At 64.6% G+C, this 17,184-nt stretch carries 15 protein-coding genes; all 15 read left to right on the top strand.

Features of this window, described 5'->3' with window-relative positions; genetic code table 11:
* Positions 1-87 precede the first annotated feature (87 nt).
* The 15 genes from BM374_RS08095 to lpxA all read left to right on the top strand — a co-directional run bounded on the left by BM374_RS08095 (position 88) and on the right by lpxA (position 17,170).
* On the top strand, positions 88-615 hold the full coding sequence (locus BM374_RS08095) for a DUF2846 domain-containing protein (RefSeq protein ID WP_177248170.1): 528 nt from the start codon (positions 88-90) through the stop codon (positions 613-615).
* A 59-nt stretch (positions 616-674) separates the two neighbouring features.
* Positions 675-1,415, top strand: a complete 741-nt coding sequence (locus BM374_RS08090; RefSeq protein ID WP_092290796.1) for a carbonic anhydrase — start codon at positions 675-677, stop codon at positions 1,413-1,415.
* 153 nt (positions 1,416-1,568) lie between these two features.
* On the top strand, positions 1,569-4,064 hold the full coding sequence (locus BM374_RS08085; RefSeq protein ID WP_092290794.1) for a caspase family protein: 2,496 nt from the start codon (positions 1,569-1,571) through the stop codon (positions 4,062-4,064).
* Between the two features lie 209 nt (positions 4,065-4,273).
* Positions 4,274-5,269 carry a 30S ribosomal protein S2 gene (locus BM374_RS08080; RefSeq protein WP_092290792.1) on the top strand — a complete coding sequence of 332 codons (996 nt, stop codon included), beginning with the start codon at positions 4,274-4,276 and terminating at the stop codon, positions 5,267-5,269.
* A 136-nt stretch (positions 5,270-5,405) separates the two neighbouring features.
* Positions 5,406-6,329 (top strand): translation elongation factor Ts, encoded by a 924-nt coding sequence (gene tsf / locus BM374_RS08075; protein ID WP_092290790.1) that lies wholly within the window; start codon positions 5,406-5,408, stop codon positions 6,327-6,329.
* A 60-nt stretch (positions 6,330-6,389) separates the two neighbouring features.
* On the top strand, positions 6,390-7,106 hold the full coding sequence (gene pyrH, locus BM374_RS08070) for a UMP kinase (protein ID WP_092290788.1): 717 nt from the start codon (positions 6,390-6,392) through the stop codon (positions 7,104-7,106).
* Between the two features lie 67 nt (positions 7,107-7,173).
* Entirely contained in the window at positions 7,174-7,737 is a 564-nt protein-coding gene (frr, locus tag BM374_RS08065; protein WP_092290786.1) for a ribosome recycling factor, read from the top strand.
* 12 nt (positions 7,738-7,749) lie between these two features.
* On the top strand, positions 7,750-8,508 hold the full coding sequence (locus BM374_RS08060; RefSeq protein WP_092290784.1) for an isoprenyl transferase: 759 nt from the start codon (positions 7,750-7,752) through the stop codon (positions 8,506-8,508).
* Positions 8,505-9,347, top strand: coding sequence for a phosphatidate cytidylyltransferase (locus BM374_RS08055; RefSeq protein ID WP_092290782.1), 843 nt, complete (start codon positions 8,505-8,507; stop codon positions 9,345-9,347). Before BM374_RS08060 ends, BM374_RS08055 begins: the two co-directional genes overlap by 4 nt.
* A gap of 4 nt (positions 9,348-9,351) precedes the next feature.
* Positions 9,352-10,575 (top strand): 1-deoxy-D-xylulose-5-phosphate reductoisomerase, encoded by a 1,224-nt coding sequence (gene dxr / locus BM374_RS08050; protein WP_092290780.1) that lies wholly within the window; start codon positions 9,352-9,354, stop codon positions 10,573-10,575.
* Positions 10,576-10,619: 44 nt separating this feature from the next.
* A complete protein-coding gene (rseP, locus tag BM374_RS08045) occupies positions 10,620-11,771 on the top strand; it encodes an RIP metalloprotease RseP (RefSeq protein WP_092290778.1) in 1,152 nt (383 codons plus the stop codon).
* A gap of 175 nt (positions 11,772-11,946) precedes the next feature.
* Positions 11,947-14,505, top strand: a complete 2,559-nt coding sequence (gene bamA, locus BM374_RS08040; protein WP_092290776.1) for an outer membrane protein assembly factor BamA — start codon at positions 11,947-11,949, stop codon at positions 14,503-14,505.
* Between the two features lie 149 nt (positions 14,506-14,654).
* Positions 14,655-15,722, top strand: coding sequence for a UDP-3-O-(3-hydroxymyristoyl)glucosamine N-acyltransferase (gene lpxD / locus BM374_RS08035; RefSeq protein WP_092290774.1), 1,068 nt, complete (start codon positions 14,655-14,657; stop codon positions 15,720-15,722).
* Positions 15,719-16,180, top strand: a complete 462-nt coding sequence (fabZ, locus tag BM374_RS08030; protein ID WP_024341283.1) for a 3-hydroxyacyl-ACP dehydratase FabZ — start codon at positions 15,719-15,721, stop codon at positions 16,178-16,180. The genes lpxD and fabZ overlap by 4 nt, the downstream gene beginning before the upstream one ends.
* A gap of 198 nt (positions 16,181-16,378) precedes the next feature.
* Complete coding sequence (lpxA, locus tag BM374_RS08025; protein ID WP_092290772.1) at positions 16,379-17,170, top strand: acyl-ACP--UDP-N-acetylglucosamine O-acyltransferase; 792 nt, start codon at positions 16,379-16,381, stop codon at positions 17,168-17,170.
* The last annotated feature ends 14 nt before the right edge of the window (positions 17,171-17,184 follow it).

The raw sequence follows: 17,184 nt of genomic DNA, 5'->3' as shown, positions 1-17,184 counted from the left end.
CGTTTTGCAAGCTAGTCACATTGGACCGGTTGCAACCCTACGCTGTTTCTGGCTAGCATGCGCCCCGGGGATTGGAGTGGGGGTGTTATGCTGAGATTGGGCGTGTTGTTGTTGGCCGTAGGTGCGGTGCTGACGGGCTGCGTCAGCGATCAGGTCGGAACCGACTTCGCATCGGTCTCACAAAAGGTTGGTCCTCCGCGCGCGGGGCAGTCACGCGTGGTGTTCTTGCAGGACAAGCGGCAAGGCCTGAGCATGGCCATCTGCGGCTGCCAGGTGAGGCTCGATGGTGCACCGCTCGGGACAGTCGTGGCCGGGAAGTACGCCTATGCCGATCGTCCCGCCGGCCGGCACGAGGTGCTGCTGACCGAGGCGTTGTTTCCCGGCGATACCAAGCGCGAGATCTTGATGGAGGCCGGGCGGACGCATTTCTACCTCATTAAGAGCAGTGCCCGGCATGATGCCACGACGGGCGGAGCGGTCCTCGGCGGCCTCGCCGGGCTTGCGGTCGTTTCCGTTGCAACGGCAGGTGAGTCCAATCTCGGGCCGGGCGAGCTCGTGGCGCTGGACGAGGCGACCGCGCGAACGAAGCTCGCCGAATTGCAAGCCGCTGACTAAGATGCACGGCAAGACTGCCGCTGCATCGACGGGGGCGGCGCGACGTGGAGGAGCCAAGCATGTGCAAGAACTGCGTCAATGATCGCAACAACGGCATCGCGCCCTCGCGGCGATCTTTCGTTCACCTGACCGTTTCCGCGCTTGGGCTGGCCTTCGCCGGCCCGGCCTTCAGCAAGGAAGCCAAGGCGCCACCCAAGCCGCAGAACGTGCTGACGCCGGATGCGGCGCTGAAGCGATTGATGGACGGCAATGCACGCTACGTCGAGGGCGTCTCGCGGCGCCACGATTTCAGGCATGAGCGCGAAGCGCTGGCCGGCGGGCAGAATCCATTCGCGGCGGTGCTGAGCTGCGCCGACTCGCGCATTGCGCCGGAATACGCCTTCGACACCGGCCGTGGTGATCTGTTCGTCTGCCGCGTCGCCGGCAATTTTGCCGGCACCGAGACCATCGCCAGCATGGAATATGCTGTGGCCGTGCTCAACACGCCGCTGATCCTCGTGCTGGGACATGATGCCTGCGGCGCGGTCGATGCGACGCTGAAGGCGATCAAGGACGACAAGCAGCCGCCGGGACATATTCCTTCGCTGGTCGAGGCGATCGCGCCGGCGGCCAAGGCCGCGATGCAGCAGGGCGGGGAGGTGCTCGACAAGGCGATCCGGCAGAACGTGATCGACAACGTCGCCAAACTGAAATCGGCAGCGCCGATCCTCAACGCGGCGGTGGAGCAGGGCAAGCTGAAGATTGTTGGGGGCATCTACCGGCTGAAAACGGGAGCGGTGGACCCGATCGCTCAAGGCTGAAGTTTTCGCAGAGGCTTGAAGCTTACGGTAGGCTGACGAGGCGCCGGGCGCCATGCCTCCGCCTCAATCCAAGCCTTTCGTTCAAGTGCCATTCAGCTGGCCGCGCGTTTCATGCGTGGTGGGGCACCAACAACAATAACGGGCGAGCAAGCCATGCGTGGGACACACAAGGCCTTCATCTGCTTCCTTCTGCCGATCCTCCTGGTTGCGGGCGCGCTCAGTCCGGTGCGCGCACAGCAGCAGGAAAAGCGCATTGCGCTCGTGGTCGGCAACGGCGCCTATGCCAAGTCGCCGCTGGCGACCACCGCCAACGATGCCGGTCTGATCGCGCAGACGCTGCAGGCGGCGGGCTTCGACGTGGTCGGCGCGCGCGATCTCGACGGCGACACGCTGCGCAAGAGCCTTCGCGACTTCATCCAGAAGGCGCAGGCCTCGGGCCCCGGCACCGTCGCGATGGTCTATCTTGCCGGTTATGGCGTGCAGCTTGCCGGCGAGAACTATTTCATCCCGGTCGACTCCAGCATTACGCGCGACACCGACATTCCGACCGAGGCGCTGCGCATCAGCGACTATGCCCGCCAGCTCGCGGCCATTCCGCTCAAGGCCAACATCATCGTGCTCGATGCGGCACGGGCCCAACCCTTCATCGAGGGCGGCCAGCAGCCGATCGCGAGCGGGCTTGCGCTGGTCGAGCCCGATCCGAACATGCTGATCGCCTTCAACGCCGCGCCGGGCACGGTGGCACCCGAAGAGCCAGGGCCGTACGGCATCTACGCGCAATCGCTCGCCGAGATGATCCGCACCGGCGGATTGTCGTTGCCGGAGGTGTTCGACCGCGTCCGTCTGCGCGTCAATGAGAACTCCAAGGGCGCGCAGGTGCCGTGGGACGACCAGAAGATCACCGAGCAATTCAGCTTCTTCGATCGCGCCCCAGACGCGCCGCCGCCCCAGGCCGCGCCCGACCAGGTTGCCGCGATCCGCAACAAGCCGATCCGCGATCTCGGCGTGCAGGACGCCTATGCGGCCGCGCTCGAGCGCGACACGCTGCCGGCCTATGAAGAGTTTCTCGCCGCCTATCCCGGCGATCCCCTGGCCAAGCGCGTGATGGCAATCGTGGCGGCGCGCCGCGAGGCGATCACCTGGCGACGGACCTATCGCGCCGATACACCGGACGCCTATTGGTCGTATCTGCGGCGTTATCCGCACGGGCCGCATGCGGGCGATGCAAGGCGCCGGCTTGCGATCCTGACCGCGCCGCTCGAGCCGCCGCCGACGTTTACGGTGATGGACTATGACGTACCGCCACCGCCGCCGGAGGAGATCGTCTATGTCGACCGTCCGGTGCTGTATTTCAGCGATCCCGTGTTCGACTTCGTGCCGCCGCCGCCACCGCCGGTCTATTTCTGTCCGCCGCCGCCGCCGGATTTCGTGGTGCTGCCGCCGCCGTTTCCTGTGGTCGGCTTGTTCGTGCTGCCGCAGCCGGTGTTCGTGCCGATCCCGGCCTTCTACAATCCGCCGGCCTATGTCGCGCCGCCGGCGAACAACATCATTGTGAACAACATCCATAACACCACGGTCATCAACACCGTGATCAACCAGGCGCCGCCGCCGCCACCGCCGGGCAATACCACTGCGGCCGTAACCATTGCGGCGAACGGACCTGGGCGCCCGAGCGCGATGACGCAGGTGCCGACCGTCGTGAAGCAGCAGGCGCAGCAGATTCAGGCCAATCCGAATCAGCCCCTCAAGCCGAGCCAGGCGGCGCTCGTCAGCAACCCCACGGTAAAGCCGGCAGCGATGAAGGTGATGCAGGTTCACGCCACGCCGACCACGACAACGACCACTCCGTCGACGTCGACGCCACCGCCGGCGCCAGGCCACGCGCTGCCGGTGCCGGGCACCAAGAACACGCCGCCTGCGCCGGCCGGTGCAGCTGGTCCACCGACGGCGCCGAGCCGGGTGGCGCCGACGGCGACGGCACCTGCCAATGGTCAGCCGCAGGCGCATCCAAATACGGCAACAGCGCCTGCAACCACGACCGCCCCGGCCGGCGCCGCGACCAACCCGGCCGCCAAGCCGCCCGTTGCGCAAACGCCGGCGGTCGGTGCAGCAGAGCACGGGAAACCTTTGGCGCATGAGCCGGCCGTCACGCCGCCGACCACGACCCCGGCAGGCAAGCCGGGCGTGACCACGACCAATGTGACCAATGGGAAGCCGACGCAGCCTTCACCGCCGGTCACCACGCGGGAGCAGATCAAGCCGCCGAGCCAGCGGCCTGCAACACCAACGCCCGCGCAGGTCACAAGGCAGCCACCGCCGCCACCCGCGCCCCATCCACAGGCGCTCGCAAGGCCGACGCCTCCACCTCCGCCGCACGTGGCGCCGCCCCCGCCGCGGGTAGCGCCCCCACCGCCGCGGATGGCTGCGCCGCCCCCGCCACCGCGCCCGCCAGTTGCAGCCGCTCGGCCCGCTCCGCCGCCCGTGGCTCGGCCCGCGCCGCCGCCGCCCGTGGCCCGGCCGGCGCCCCCACCGCCGCCGCGAATGGCGGTCGCGCCACCGCCGCCGCCGCGACCGGCCGCCCCGCCGCCCAGGCCGCCTGCGCCGCCCCCAGCGGCGAAAAAATGCCCGCCCAACCAGCCAAGATGCTAGGGGGCAGGGCGCAATTGCCCGATTGGGCCTTTCAGGGACGGTAAAGCCCCTGAAAGGCCCTTATTTCCTTGCTTCTGCCCGAAATGGCGCTATATAGCGCGCCATCTCACACGGAAACATGGCTCACAAGGCCGTCCGGTGGCAGCCGGGGCGAGAACGCTCCGTTTTGCTCACACGTTTCCGGAGGAACCAACCGGAGAATTCAAACGATGGCACTACCCGATTTCACTATGCGTCAGCTGCTCGAAGCTGGCGTGCACTTTGGTCACCAGTCGCACCGCTGGAATCCGAAAATGGCTCCGTTCATTTTCGGCACCCGTAACAACATCCACATCGTCGATCTCGCCCAGACCGTGCCGATGCTGCACCAGGCCCTCCAGGCCGTCAGCGACACGGTGGCCAAGGGCGGCCGCATCCTGTTCGTCGGCACCAAGCGCCAGGCGCAGGACGGCGTCGCTGATGCTGCCAAGCGCTGCGCGCAGTATTTCGTCAATTCGCGCTGGCTCGGCGGCACGCTGACCAACTGGAAGACGATCTCGGCCTCGATCAAGCGCCTGCGTCATCTCGACGAGGTGCTGGCCGGCGGCGAGGCCAATTCCTACACCAAGAAGGAGCGTCTGACGCTCCAGCGCGAGCGCGACAAGCTCGACCGCTCGCTCGGTGGGATCAAGGACATGGGCGGTCTTCCCGACATGATCTTCGTGATCGACACCAACAAGGAAGACATCGCGATCCAGGAAGCCCAGCGGCTCAACATCCCGGTCGCAGCGATCGTCGACACCAATTCGGACCCGAAGGGCATCACCTATGTGGTCCCCGGCAATGACGACGCGGGCCGTGCCATTTCGCTGTACTGCGATCTCATTGCGCGTGCGGCGATCGACGGCATCTCGCGCGCCCAGGGCGAGTCGGGCATCGATGTCGGCGCCTCGGCTCGTCCGCTCGCCGAAGAGCTTCCGGCAGCTTCGTCCAGCGGCTTCCAGGGCCTTGCGGGTCCCCGCGGCACTGCCGACGACCTCAAGAAGCTCCCGGGCGTCTCGGGCGCCATCGAGAAGAAGTTCAACGACCTCGGGATCTTCCACTACTGGCAGCTTGCCGAGCTCGACCACGACACCGCGCACACGATCGGCGAAGAAGTCGGACTGCCGAGCCGCGCGGACGCCTGGGTGGCCAAGGCCAAGGCGCTGACCGCGGAAGCGGAATAGTCAAAACGAGCGATGCGTTGGCCGGATAGGATCCGGCCGCCATTTCATTCAGTTGACGCGAATTCCTGAGATGGACCGCGGCGGGGCCATTGGAGCCACGCCGCGGCAAATCGGCAGGTAAGAAGGATTTTCAACGATGGCAACGATCACAGCTGCGATGGTCAAGGATCTGCGCGAGTCCACCGGCGCAGGCATGATGGACTGCAAGGCCGCGCTGACCGAGAATGACGGCAACATGGAAGCGGCGCAGGACTGGCTGCGCAAGAAGGGCTTGTCGAAGGCTGCCAAGAAGTCGGGCCGCGTCGCGGCCGAAGGCCTCATCGGCGCGCTCACCAAGGGCAACAAGGGCGTCGTCGTCGAGGTCAACTCCGAGACCGACTTCGTTGCGCGCAACGGTCAGTTCCAGGGGCTGGTCAAGATGATCGCCCAGGTCGCCTTCGACACCGGCGCCGATGTCGAGAAGATCAAGGCCGCCAAGGTCGGCGACGTCACGATCGAAGCTGCGATCAATGACGCCATCGCCACCATCGGCGAGAACATGACGCTGCGTCGTGCCGCCGCGCTCGAAGTGAGCCAAGGCGTCGTATCGCATTACGTCCACGGTGCGGTCGTCGACGGCGCCGGCAAGATGGGCGTCATCGTGGCGCTGGAATCGCCCGGAAAGGCCGACGAGCTTGCAGCGCTTGGCCGCCAGATCGCGATGCATGTCGCCGCCGCCAACCCCCTCGCGCTCGATCCGACCGGCCTCGATCCGGCAGTCGTGAAGCGCGAGAAGGACGTGCTCGCCGACAAATACCGTCAGCAGGGCAAGCCCGAGAACGTGATCGAGAAGATCGTCGAGTCCGGCCTGAAGACCTACTACAAGGAAGTCTGCCTGCTCGAGCAGGCTTTCATCCACGACACCGGCAAGTCGGTGGCGCAGGCGGTGAAGGAAGCCGAAGGCAAGGTCGGCGGCCCCGTGAAGATCGCGGGCTTCGTGCGCTATGCTCTCGGTGAGGGAATCGAGAAGCAGGAATCGGACTTCGCGGCCGAGGTCGCGGCGGCCAGCGGCAAGAAGTAAGCGCCGGAACGTTCCTTCCGGCGTGCCGCCGGAAGCGGCGCCCGGACAAGGAAAGTGCTCATGACTGATCCGGTCTATCGTCGCGTCGTGATCAAGCTGTCCGGCGAATATCTCGCGGGACAGCAGGGATTTGGCATCGACCAGCCGACCATGGATCGGGTTGCGGACGATCTGATCGCCGCGCGCCAGCTCGGCACCGAGGTCGCGGTTGTGATCGGCGGCGGCAACATCTTTCGGGGCGTCGAGGTCTCGTCGCGCGGCGTGTCGCGTCCGACCGGTGACACCATGGGCATGCTCGCCACCATGATGAACTGCCTTGCGCTCGAAGCCACGATCGAACGCAAGGGCGCGCCGGCGAGGGCGCTCTCGGCGTTCGTCATGCCCGAGATTTCCGAGCTGTTCACCCGTACTGCGGCGCACAAATATCTCGCAGAGGGGCGGATCCTGCTGCTCGGCGGCGGAACCGGCAATCCGTTCTTCACCACGGACACCACTGCGGTGCTCCGTGCCGCCGAGATCGGCGCGCAAGCGGTGCTGAAGGCGACGAATGTCGACGGTGTCTACTCGGCCGATCCGAAGAAGGACCCGTCCGCCACCCGGTTCGACCGCCTGACTCACTCGCAGGCGATCGAGGGCGGCTACAAGGTGATGGATGCGACCGCCTTCGCACTTGCTCGCGAGACATCGCTGCCTATCATCGTATTTTCGATCGCGGAGCCCGGGTCGATCGGCGCGATTCTGCGCGGCGCCGGCCATGGGACTGTCGTCGCCGGCTGACGGCTCATCTGGTGCGCCACGAAGCGGGGGCGCGGTGAGGTCGCCGGGATATTGAAGGAGGAACGTGATGACCACGGGTAATTTCGACCTCAACGAAGTGAAGCGCCGCATGCAGGGCGCGGTCGCCTCGCTCAAGCACGAGCTTGGCGGCCTGCGTACCGGCCGCGCATCGGCCTCGATGCTCGATCCGGTCCAGGTCGATGCCTATGGCAGCCACATGCCGCTCAACCAGCTCGCCACCGTCAGCGTGCCGGAGCCGCGCCTGATCTCGGTGCAGGTCTGGGACAAGTCGATGGTCAAGGCGGTGGAGAAGGCGATCGTCGATTCCAATCTCGGCCTGTCGCCGGCGACCGAAGGCCAGGTGCTGCGCCTGCGCATTCCCGAGCTCAACGAGGAGCGCCGCAAGGAGCTGGTCAAGGTCGCACACAAATACGCGGAAGCCGCCAAGGTGGCAGCGCGTCACGTCCGCCGTGACGGCCTGGACGTCCTGAAGAAGCTCGAGAAGAATCACGAGATGTCGGAGGACGATCAGAAGCGTCACGCCGACGAAGTGCAGAAGGCCACCGACGGCACCATCACCGAGATCGACCAGCTGCTGGCCGCCAAGGAAAAAGAAATCCTCACCGTTTAAGGCTTCTTTTCCATGCCCAACGCCGCCGCGCCCGCAACGGAAGGACCCGAAAGGTCCGAGGCGCCTGCGCATGTTGCCATCATCATGGATGGCAACGGGCGCTGGGCCGCCGCGCGCGGTCTGCCGCGGGCGGAAGGGCATCGTCGCGGCGTCGAGGCCTTGCGGCGCGTGGTGCGTGCCTCGCACGAGCTCGGCATCCGCTATCTCACCATCTTCTCGTTCTCGTCGGAGAACTGGTCGCGTCCGGCGAGCGAGATCGGCGATCTCTTCGGCCTGCTCAGGCGCTTCATCCGCAACGATCTCGCAACCCTGCATCGCGATGGCGTCAAGGTACGCATCATCGGCGAGCGTGACGGGCTCGAGGGCGACATCTGTGCGCTGCTGAATGAGGCCGAGGAACTGACGCGCGACAACACGCGCCTCACGCTGGTGGTTGCCTTCAATTACGGCTCGCGCCAGGAGATCGCGAAGGCGGCACAGAAGCTCGCGCGCGAAGTCGCGGACGGCAGGCGCGATCCGGATACGATCGACGCCGATGCGCTCGGCGCCCATCTCGATGCGCCGGACATTCCCGATCCGGATCTCATCATCCGCACCAGCGGCGAGCAGCGCCTGTCCAATTTCCTGATGTGGCAGGCAGCCTATAGCGAGCTCGTGTTCGTACCGGTGCACTGGCCCGATTTCGACAAGGCTGCGCTCGAAAGCGCGATTGCCGAATTCGCCAGGCGCGAGCGCCGTTTCGGCGGTCTGGTCGCGAAATCAGCCTCGTGAGCGAACCCGACGCCGCACCGGTGGGCGCCGAGCCTGCCTCAAGCAATCTGGTGATGCGTGTCCTCGCAGCGCTGGTGCTGGCGCCGCTGACGATTGCGCTGGCTTACGCTGGCGGCTGGCTGTGGGCGCTGCTCGTGACCCTGGTGTCGGTCGGGCTGTTCGCGGAATGGCTCATTGTGGTTGGGGCTGGCTCGACCGCGTTGACCGGGGCAGGGACGATCGTCATCGCCATGATGGGCTTGTGCGTTGCCGCCGGTGCGCTCAAGACCGCCGTCATCGTTGGCTGCGTCGGCGGTGCGATCATCACGCTGATCGCGCGCGGCAAATTCATGTGGGCTGCGACCGGATTCGCTTATGCCGCGGCGGCGCTGCTGGCGTCGATCCTGGTGCGGAAGGATCTCGCCAACGGCTTCTCCGCGCTGATGTTCGTGCTGCTGGTGGTGTGGGCGACCGATATCGGCGGCTATTTTGCCGGCCGCGGCATTGGCGGGCCGAAGCTATGGCCGCGCGTGAGCCCGAAGAAGACCTGGGCCGGAGCGTTCGGTGGTTTTGCGGCAAGCCTTGCGGTCGCGAGCGGGTTTGCGGCATTCGGTATCGGCCGAGCAGTTCCGCTGCTCCTCGTCAGCGCCATCCTGTCGGTGGTATCGCAGGCCGGCGATCTGTTCGAATCCGCGGTGAAAAGGCGCTTCGGCGTCAAGGATTCCAGTCACTTAATTCCCGGCCATGGCGGGCTACTCGACCGCCTGGACGGCTTTGTCGCCGCCATCCTGGTGGCATGGATTATCGGCTTCCTCCGCCATGGTGTGCATAGCGCCGGAAGCGGTCTTATGGTTTGGTGAGGATATGAGCGCAGTCCCTTTGCGTAACAACAAGCCTGCTGCGTCCGAGATTCGCAGCGTCACGGTCCTCGGCGCCACCGGCTCGATCGGCGACAGCACGATGGATCTGCTGCGCGCTTCGCCCGAGCGCTATCGCGTCGAAGCCTTGACGGCGAACAGCAATGTCGAGGCGCTGGCGAAACTCGCAAAGGAATTTTCCGCGCGCTTCGTCGCGATCGCAGACAGCACCAAGCTCGGCGAGCTCAAATCCGCACTCGCTGGTACGAGCACCGAGTGCGGCGCCGGCGAAAGTGCCGTCATCGAGGCGGGCGCACGTCCGGCCGATTGGGTGATGGCGGCCGTCAGCGGCGCGGCCGGCTTGAAGCCGGCTTTGGCTGCGGTCGATCGCGGCGCACATGTCGCGCTCGCCAACAAGGAATGCCTGGTTTGCGCCGGCGATTTCTTCATGCAGCGCGCGGCGAAAGCTGGCGCCTGTATCTTGCCGGCCGATTCCGAGCACAATGCGCTGTTTCAGGCGCTCGCATCGGGCAATCGCGACGAGCTGGTCCGCGTCATCATCACCGCCTCGGGCGGTCCGTTCCGGACCTGGAAGCCCGCCGACATCGAGCAAGCCACTCTCGAGCAGGCCCTGAAGCATCCGAACTGGAGCATGGGCCAGAAGATCACGATCGATTCTGCTTCGATGATGAACAAGGGCCTCGAGGTGATCGAGGCATCCTATCTGTTCGCGTTGACGCCTGATGAGATCGACGTGTTGGTGCATCCGCAGTCGATCATCCACGGCATGGTGGAATTCTCCGACCGCTCGGTGATGGCCCAGCTGGGCTCGCCCGACATGCGCACGCCGATCGCGCACTGCCTCGGCTGGCCCGACCGGATCAAGGGACCGGCGGCCAAGCTGGACCTCGCCAAGATCGGCCAACTCACCTTTGAGGCGCCCGATTTCGAGCGGTTCCCCGGGCTTCGCCTGGCCTTCGATTCGCTTCGGCACGGGAAGGGGGCGACCACCGTCTACAACGCCGCCAACGAGGTCGCGGTCGCGGCCTTCATTGCCGGCAAGATTCGCTTCGGCGCGATTGCCCGGCTGGTCGAAGCGACGCTGGAGGACTGGATTCGAGGCGGGAACCATGGCCCCATGACTTCAGCGGATGATGCCATCTCTGTTGACCATGTCTCGCGAAATAAAGCTGCCGCCCTATTGCCTCAAATTGCCTTAAAGGCATCGTAGATGGTTCGGGGCCAGGGCCTTGCGGCGCTGGATGAGGGAATTCGATGATCGACTTTTTTACCCATAGTTTCAATACATTGAGCCATGGGCTCCTCGGCTACGTCGTTCCCTTCCTGTTCGTCCTGACCATTGTCGTGTTCTTCCATGAACTCGGCCATTTTCTGGTCGCGCGCTGGGCGGGCGTTCGGGTGTTAACCTTTTCGCTCGGCTTCGGACCCGAACTGATTGGTTTCAACGACCGCCACGGCACCCGCTGGAAGATCTCGGCGATTCCGCTCGGCGGCTATGTCAAATTCTTCGGCGACGAGAGCGAGGCCTCCACGCCGTCGGCCCAGGCGCTCGCGGCGATGACGGCTGAGGAGCGCGCCGGCAGCTTCCACCACAAGAAGGTCGGTCCGCGCGCTGCCATCGTCGCCGCGGGTCCGATCGCCAATTTCATCCTCGGCGCCCTGATTTTCGCAGGCATGGCCCTGTACTACGGCAAGCCGAGCACGATCGCGCGTGTGGACGGCGTCGTCGCCGAGGGCGCTGCGGCTGCTGCCGGGTTCAAGGTCGGCGACGTGGTCGTCGAGATCGACGGCAAGCCGATCGAGAGCTTTGCCGACATGCAGCGGATCGTCGCGACCAGCGCCGGTTCGGCGCTGGTGTTCCGGGTGAAGCGGGATGGTGCGATCGTTTCGCTGACCGCGACACCGGCGCTGCTCGAGCGCAAGGATCCGTTCGGCAACAGCCATCGGGTCGGCGTGCTCGGCGTCGAGCACAAGTCCCAGGCCGGTGAGGTTTCAACCGCGCCGGTCGGAGTCGGCGAGGCGCTCAAGATCGGGGTCGAGCAGGTCTGGTTCATCATCACCAGCACCTTCAAGTTCCTGGGCTCGCTGTTCATCGGGCAGGGCAATCCGAATGAGGTCAGCGGCGTCCTCGGCATCGCCAAGATGTCGGGGCAGGCCGCCAGCGCCGGGTTCCAGTTCGTGATCAATCTCTGTGCCGTGCTGTCGGTCTCGATCGGCCTGTTGAACTTGTTCCCGATCCCGCTGCTCGATGGCGGTCACCTTCTGTTCTACACAGCCGAGGTGGTCCGGGGCCGCCCGCTGTCGGAGCGGACCCAGGAAATGGGTTTCCGAATCGGCCTCGGTCTGGTGCTGATGCTGATGGTGTTTGCCACCTACAATGACATCCTTCGAATGGCGGCGTCTTGATAGGGGCTTTTTTGTGGCGTTGCTCTTAGGCAACGTCTTGGACTGAAATTGAAATTACGGCGCGCTCGGCCGTTTGCGGCGTCGGGGAAATTGGCTACAAGCGGCTTGAACTTGGGGAATCTCCCAGACCGGCTTTGGGGTTGGGTCTGGTAAGTTGATAAGGGCGCGTTGCGCAATGAAGTTTGGACTGCGACTCCGGGGGGGCTTGCTCGCAACCCTGATCATGTTCGGCGCGCCGGTGGTTGCCCCGGTTGGGGCTTTTGTGTCTTCGGCCGCGCTTGCCCAGACTGTGCAGTCGATTTCCGTGGAAGGGAATCGCCGCGTCGAGGTGGAGACGATCCGGTCCTATTTCAAGCCTGGCCCCGGGGGACGCCTTGATCAGGGTGCCATCGATGACGGCCTCAAGGCGCTGATCGAGACCGGCCTGTTCCAGGACGTGAAGATCAACCGCGGCGCCGGTGGCCAGATCGTCGTCTCCGTGGTGGAAAACCCGGTGATCGGACGTGTCGCGTTCGAGGGCAACAAGAAGATCAAGGACGAGCAGCTCACCGCCGAAGTCCAGTCCAAGGCCCGCGGCACGTTCTCCCGGGCCATGGTGCAGTCGGACACGCTGCGAATCGCCGAAATCTATCGCCGCTCGGGCCGCTATGACGTGACCGTCACCCCTGAAATCATCGAGCAGCCGAACAACCGCGTCGATCTCGTCTTCACGATCAACGAAGGCGTCAAGACCGGCGTCAAGTCGATCGATTTCGTTGGTAACAACGCGTACTCGTCCTATCGCCTGCGCGACGTCATCAAGACGCGCGAAACCAATCTGCTGAGCTTCCTCGGCAGCGCCGACGTGTACGATCCTGACCGCGTCGAGGCCGATCGCGACCTGATTCGTCGCTTCTATCTGAAGAACGGCTTCGCCGACGTGCAGGTCGTGGCCGCCCTCACCGAATACGATCCGGAGAAGAAGGGCTTCAACGTCACCTTCAAGATCGAGGAAGGTTCGCAGTATCGCGTCGGTAGCGTCGATTTCCGCACCAGCATCGCGAACTTCGACCCCAGCTCGTTGCGCAGCTTTTCGCGCGTCAATGTCGGCTCGCTCTACAATGTCGAATCGATCGAGAAATCGGTCGAGGACATGCAGATCGAGGCCTCGCGCCGCGGCTACGCCTTCGCGGTGGTGCGTCCGGGCGGCGATCGCAATTTCGATGCGCACACCGTCTCCGTCGTGTTCAACGTTGACGAGGGGCCGCGCACCTATATCGAGCGCATCAACATCCGCGGCAACACCCGTACCCGTGACTACGTGATTCGCCGCGAGTTCGACCTCTCCGAGGGCGACGCCTACAACCGTGCGCTGGTCGATCGCGCCGAGCGCCGCCTGAAGAACCTCGACTACTTCAAGACCGTGAAGATCACGACGGAGCCGGGCTCCTCCAGCGACCGCGTGGTTCTGATCGTCGATCTCGAGGAGAAGTCGACCGGCGACTTCTCGATCTCGGGCGGTTACTCCACGACAGACGGTGCGCTCGCCGAAGTCTCGGTCTCCGAGCGCAACCTGCTCGGCCGCGGCCTGTTCGCCAAGGCGTCAGTCACCTACGGCCAGTACGCGCGCGGCTATTCGCTGTCGTTCGTCGAGCCGTATCTGCTCGACTACCGCGTCGCCCTGGGTCTCGACCTCTATCAGCGTCAGCAGCTGGCCAACAGCTACATCTCCTACGGCACCAAGACACTCGGCTTCTCGCCGCGTCTCGGCTTCTCTTTGCGCGAGGATTTGTCGCTCCAGCTGCGCTACTCGATCTACCAGCAGGAAATCACGCTGCCTTCCAATCTGGCGAACTGTAACAACATCGTCGGCTCGGGCGCGTTCAACCCGTCGCCTGCTTATGCCAACACGCCGCAAGGCACAGCGGATATTATCGCGAGTGGATATAATTTCGCTGGCACCAACTACCTCGGCTGCTACTTCGACGGCGAAGCCTCGCTGCCGGTGCGCAGGGAGCTGGCGAACGGCAAGACGCTGACCTCGGCGCTCGGCTACACGCTGACCTACAACACGCTCGACAACAACAAGAACCCGTCCGACGGCCTGCTCATCGACTTCAGGCAGGACTTCGCCGGTGTCGGCGGCGATGTCTCGTACCTGAAGACGACTGCCGACGCGAAGTACTACCAGTCGCTGGTGTCTGACCTTGTCGGTCTCGTCCACCTTCAGGGCGGTATCCTGAACAAGGTCGGCAGCGACGATCTGCGCATGCTGGATCATTTCCAGATGGGCCCGAACCTCGTCCGCGGCTTTGCGCCGAACGGTATCGGTCCGCGCGACCTCAACCCTTACGGCACGCAGGACGCGCTGGGCGGCACGAAATACTGGGGCGCGTCGCTGGAATTGCAGATGCCGTTCTGGTTCCTGCCGAAGGAAGTGGGTCTGAAGGGCGCGGTCTATGCCGACGCCGGCGGTCTGTATGACTATCGGGGCCCGACGACCTGGGCGCTGACCGGCGAAACCACGACGACTAAGAACTCGAACTGTATCCCGTCGACCGTCAATCCGAGCTCCACCGGAACCTGTACCGGCCTCGTCTACGACGACAGCAAGGTGATCCGCTCGTCGGTCGGTGTCGGTCTGATCTGGGCCTCGCCGTTCGGTCCGCTGCGCTTCGACTACGCAGTGCCGCTCACCAAGGGCAAGTATGACCGCGTGCAGGAATTCCGGTTCGGTGGCGGTACCTCGTTCTAATTCGATCAGCAGGGCATGATCCGGCCGCCCGGGAGTTCCTTCTAGGAATTCCTTGGGGCCGGTCGCCAAAAAGATCGTGCTCAACCCATGAGATAAGGCATGATGCGGCTTGGCCGCTTCATGCCGAAGCCGGACCGCGACGGGGTGGAATGGCGCAGCCGACCTTCTTCAAAAGACCGCCTGAAACAACGCTGGCTGACATCGCCGCGCTGACCAAGGCGCAACTGGCCGACCCCAGCAAGGGCGGTCATGTCATCACGGGCCTCGCTTCGCTCGACGAAGCCGGCCCGATGCATTTGGCGTTCTTCGACAACCTCAAATATGCCGATGAGCTGAAAGCGACCAAGGCCGGCGCCTGCCTGGTCAGCCCCCGCTTCGAGGCCCAGGTGCCGGCGCATGTGGCGGTGCTGCGGGCGGCGCAGCCGTTCCGTGCCTTCGTCGGGCTCGCGCGGGAATGGCACGCCGATGCGCTACGCCCACAATCCTGGTTCGGCAATGACGGCATCGCGCCGTCGGCCATCATCGACCCCTCGGCGCGGTTGGAGGACGACGTGATCGTCGAGCCGCTGACGGTCATCGGCCCTGACGTCGAGATCGGCAGCGGCACCGTGATCGGCGCTGGCGTGGTCCTTGGTCCCGGCGTCAAGATCGGCCGGGACTGCAACGTCGGCGCCCGCAGCGCCATCCAGTGTGCGCTGATCGGAAACAACGTGCTGATCCATCCCGGTTGCTCGATCGGCCAGGACGGCTACGGCTTCATCTTCTTCGGTCCCGAGGGCCATCTGAAGGTGCCCCAGACTGGGCGCGTGCTGATCCAGAACAATGTGGAAGTCGGCGCCGGCACCACCATCGACCGCGGCTCCTTGCGCGACACCGTGATCGGAGAGGGCACCAAAATCGATAACCAGGTCCAGATCGGCCACAATGTGACGATTGGCCGGAACTGCCTGCTGGCGGCCCAGATCGGGCTCGCGGGCAGCCTGACCATCGGCGACAACGTGGCGCTGGGGGCGAAGGTTGGCATCAACAATCACCTCAAGATCGGCGACGGGGCCCAGGTGACCGCGATGAGCGGCGTCAAGGACGACATCCCGCCAAACGGACGGTGGGGCGGTTTTTTTGCCAAGCCGACCAAACAATGGTTCAAGGAAATCATCGCGGTGGAGCGCCTGGTGCGCGACAGCAAGGCCGATCCGAAGGACGAGGGACGGGAATGACGGCGGAATCACCTGTAAAATTCGAGCTGGTGGATATCAATGCGATCCTCCAGACGCTGCCGCACCGCTTTCCGATGCTGCTGATCGACCGGGTGATCAACATCCGGGCCGATTACAGCGGCATTGGTATCAAGAACGTCACCTTCAACGAGCCGGCCTTCCAGGGCCATTTCCCGGAACGTCCGGTCTATCCTGGCGTCATGATGATCGAGGCGATGGCGCAAACCGCCGGTGTGATCGGCATCAAGTCGGTCGAGGGCACCGAGAAGCCGCGGGCGGTGTATTTCCTCACCATCGACAAGTGCAAGTTCCGCAAACCCGTGCTTCCCGGCGATACCATCGAGTATCACATGCGCTCGCTCGGCCGCCGCAAGGCCATGTGGTGGTTTCACGGTGACGCCAAGGTCAACGGCCAGGTCGTCGCCGAAGCCGATGTCGGGGCGATGCTGACGGACTGAGGGACGCGAATGGCGAGTAGCGAGTGGGGAATGGCGAAGCAGGCACTTCCATTCGCCACTCCCTACTCGCTATTCGCCTCGGTCTGAAACACGCCGAGATCATACGTCACTGGACAGATCGGGCGCAGTCGCCTAACCAGCGGAAAACCGAGCAAGTTCAACACATAGTCAGACCTTGTTGATAAGTAAGATCGCTTGATGAGTAAGATCGACCCCACCGCGCGGGTGGAAGACGGCGCCGTGATCGGCGAGGGTACCGAGATCGGGCCCTTTTGTATCATCGGTCGCAACGTCCGGATCGGGGCCAATTGCAAGCTGATCGGCCAGGTCACCATCATCGGCCACACCACGGTCGGCGACGGCTGCGTGATCTCGCCATTCGTGGTGCTCGGCGGCGCCCCGCAGGATCTGAGCTACAAGGGCGAGCCGACCACGCTCGAGATCGGCTCCGGCAACATCATCCGCGAAGGCGCGACCATGAATGTCGGCACAGTCAAGGGCGGCGGGAAGACGCGCGTCGGCAACGACGGCTATTTCATGAACAACAGCCATGTCGGCCATGACTGCATCGTCGGCAACAACGCGATCTTCGCGACCTCGGCGACGCTCGGCGGCCATTGCGAGATCGGCGAGGCCGTCTATATCGGCGGGCTGTCCGCCGTGCACCAGTTCACCCGCATCGGTTCCTATGTGATGGTCGGCGGCCTCTCGGGCGTGCGCGACGACATCATCCCGTATGGGCTCGCCAACGGCCAGTATGCGGTGCTGGAGAGCCTCAACCTGATCGGCATGAAGCGGCGCAAGTTCACCAAGCAGCGGCTCGCCACCGTGCGCGGCTTCTACCAGAAGCTCTTCCATGGCGCCGGCACGTTCGCCGAACGGCTGGAGGCGGTGCGGCCGCTTGCAAGCGAAGATCCCGCGATCGCCGAAATCCTCGGCTTCATCGGCAAGGGCAAGCGGCCGCTTTGTCTTCCCACCATCGAGAAGTGATGCTGCGATGGCCG

It is taken from the genome of Bradyrhizobium sp. Ghvi, assembly GCF_900115265.1.
GTDB lineage: Bacteria > Pseudomonadota > Alphaproteobacteria > Rhizobiales > Xanthobacteraceae > Bradyrhizobium.
Note: the sequence above shows the minus strand (reverse complement) of the source record. Positions and strands in the feature narration are given on the sequence as shown.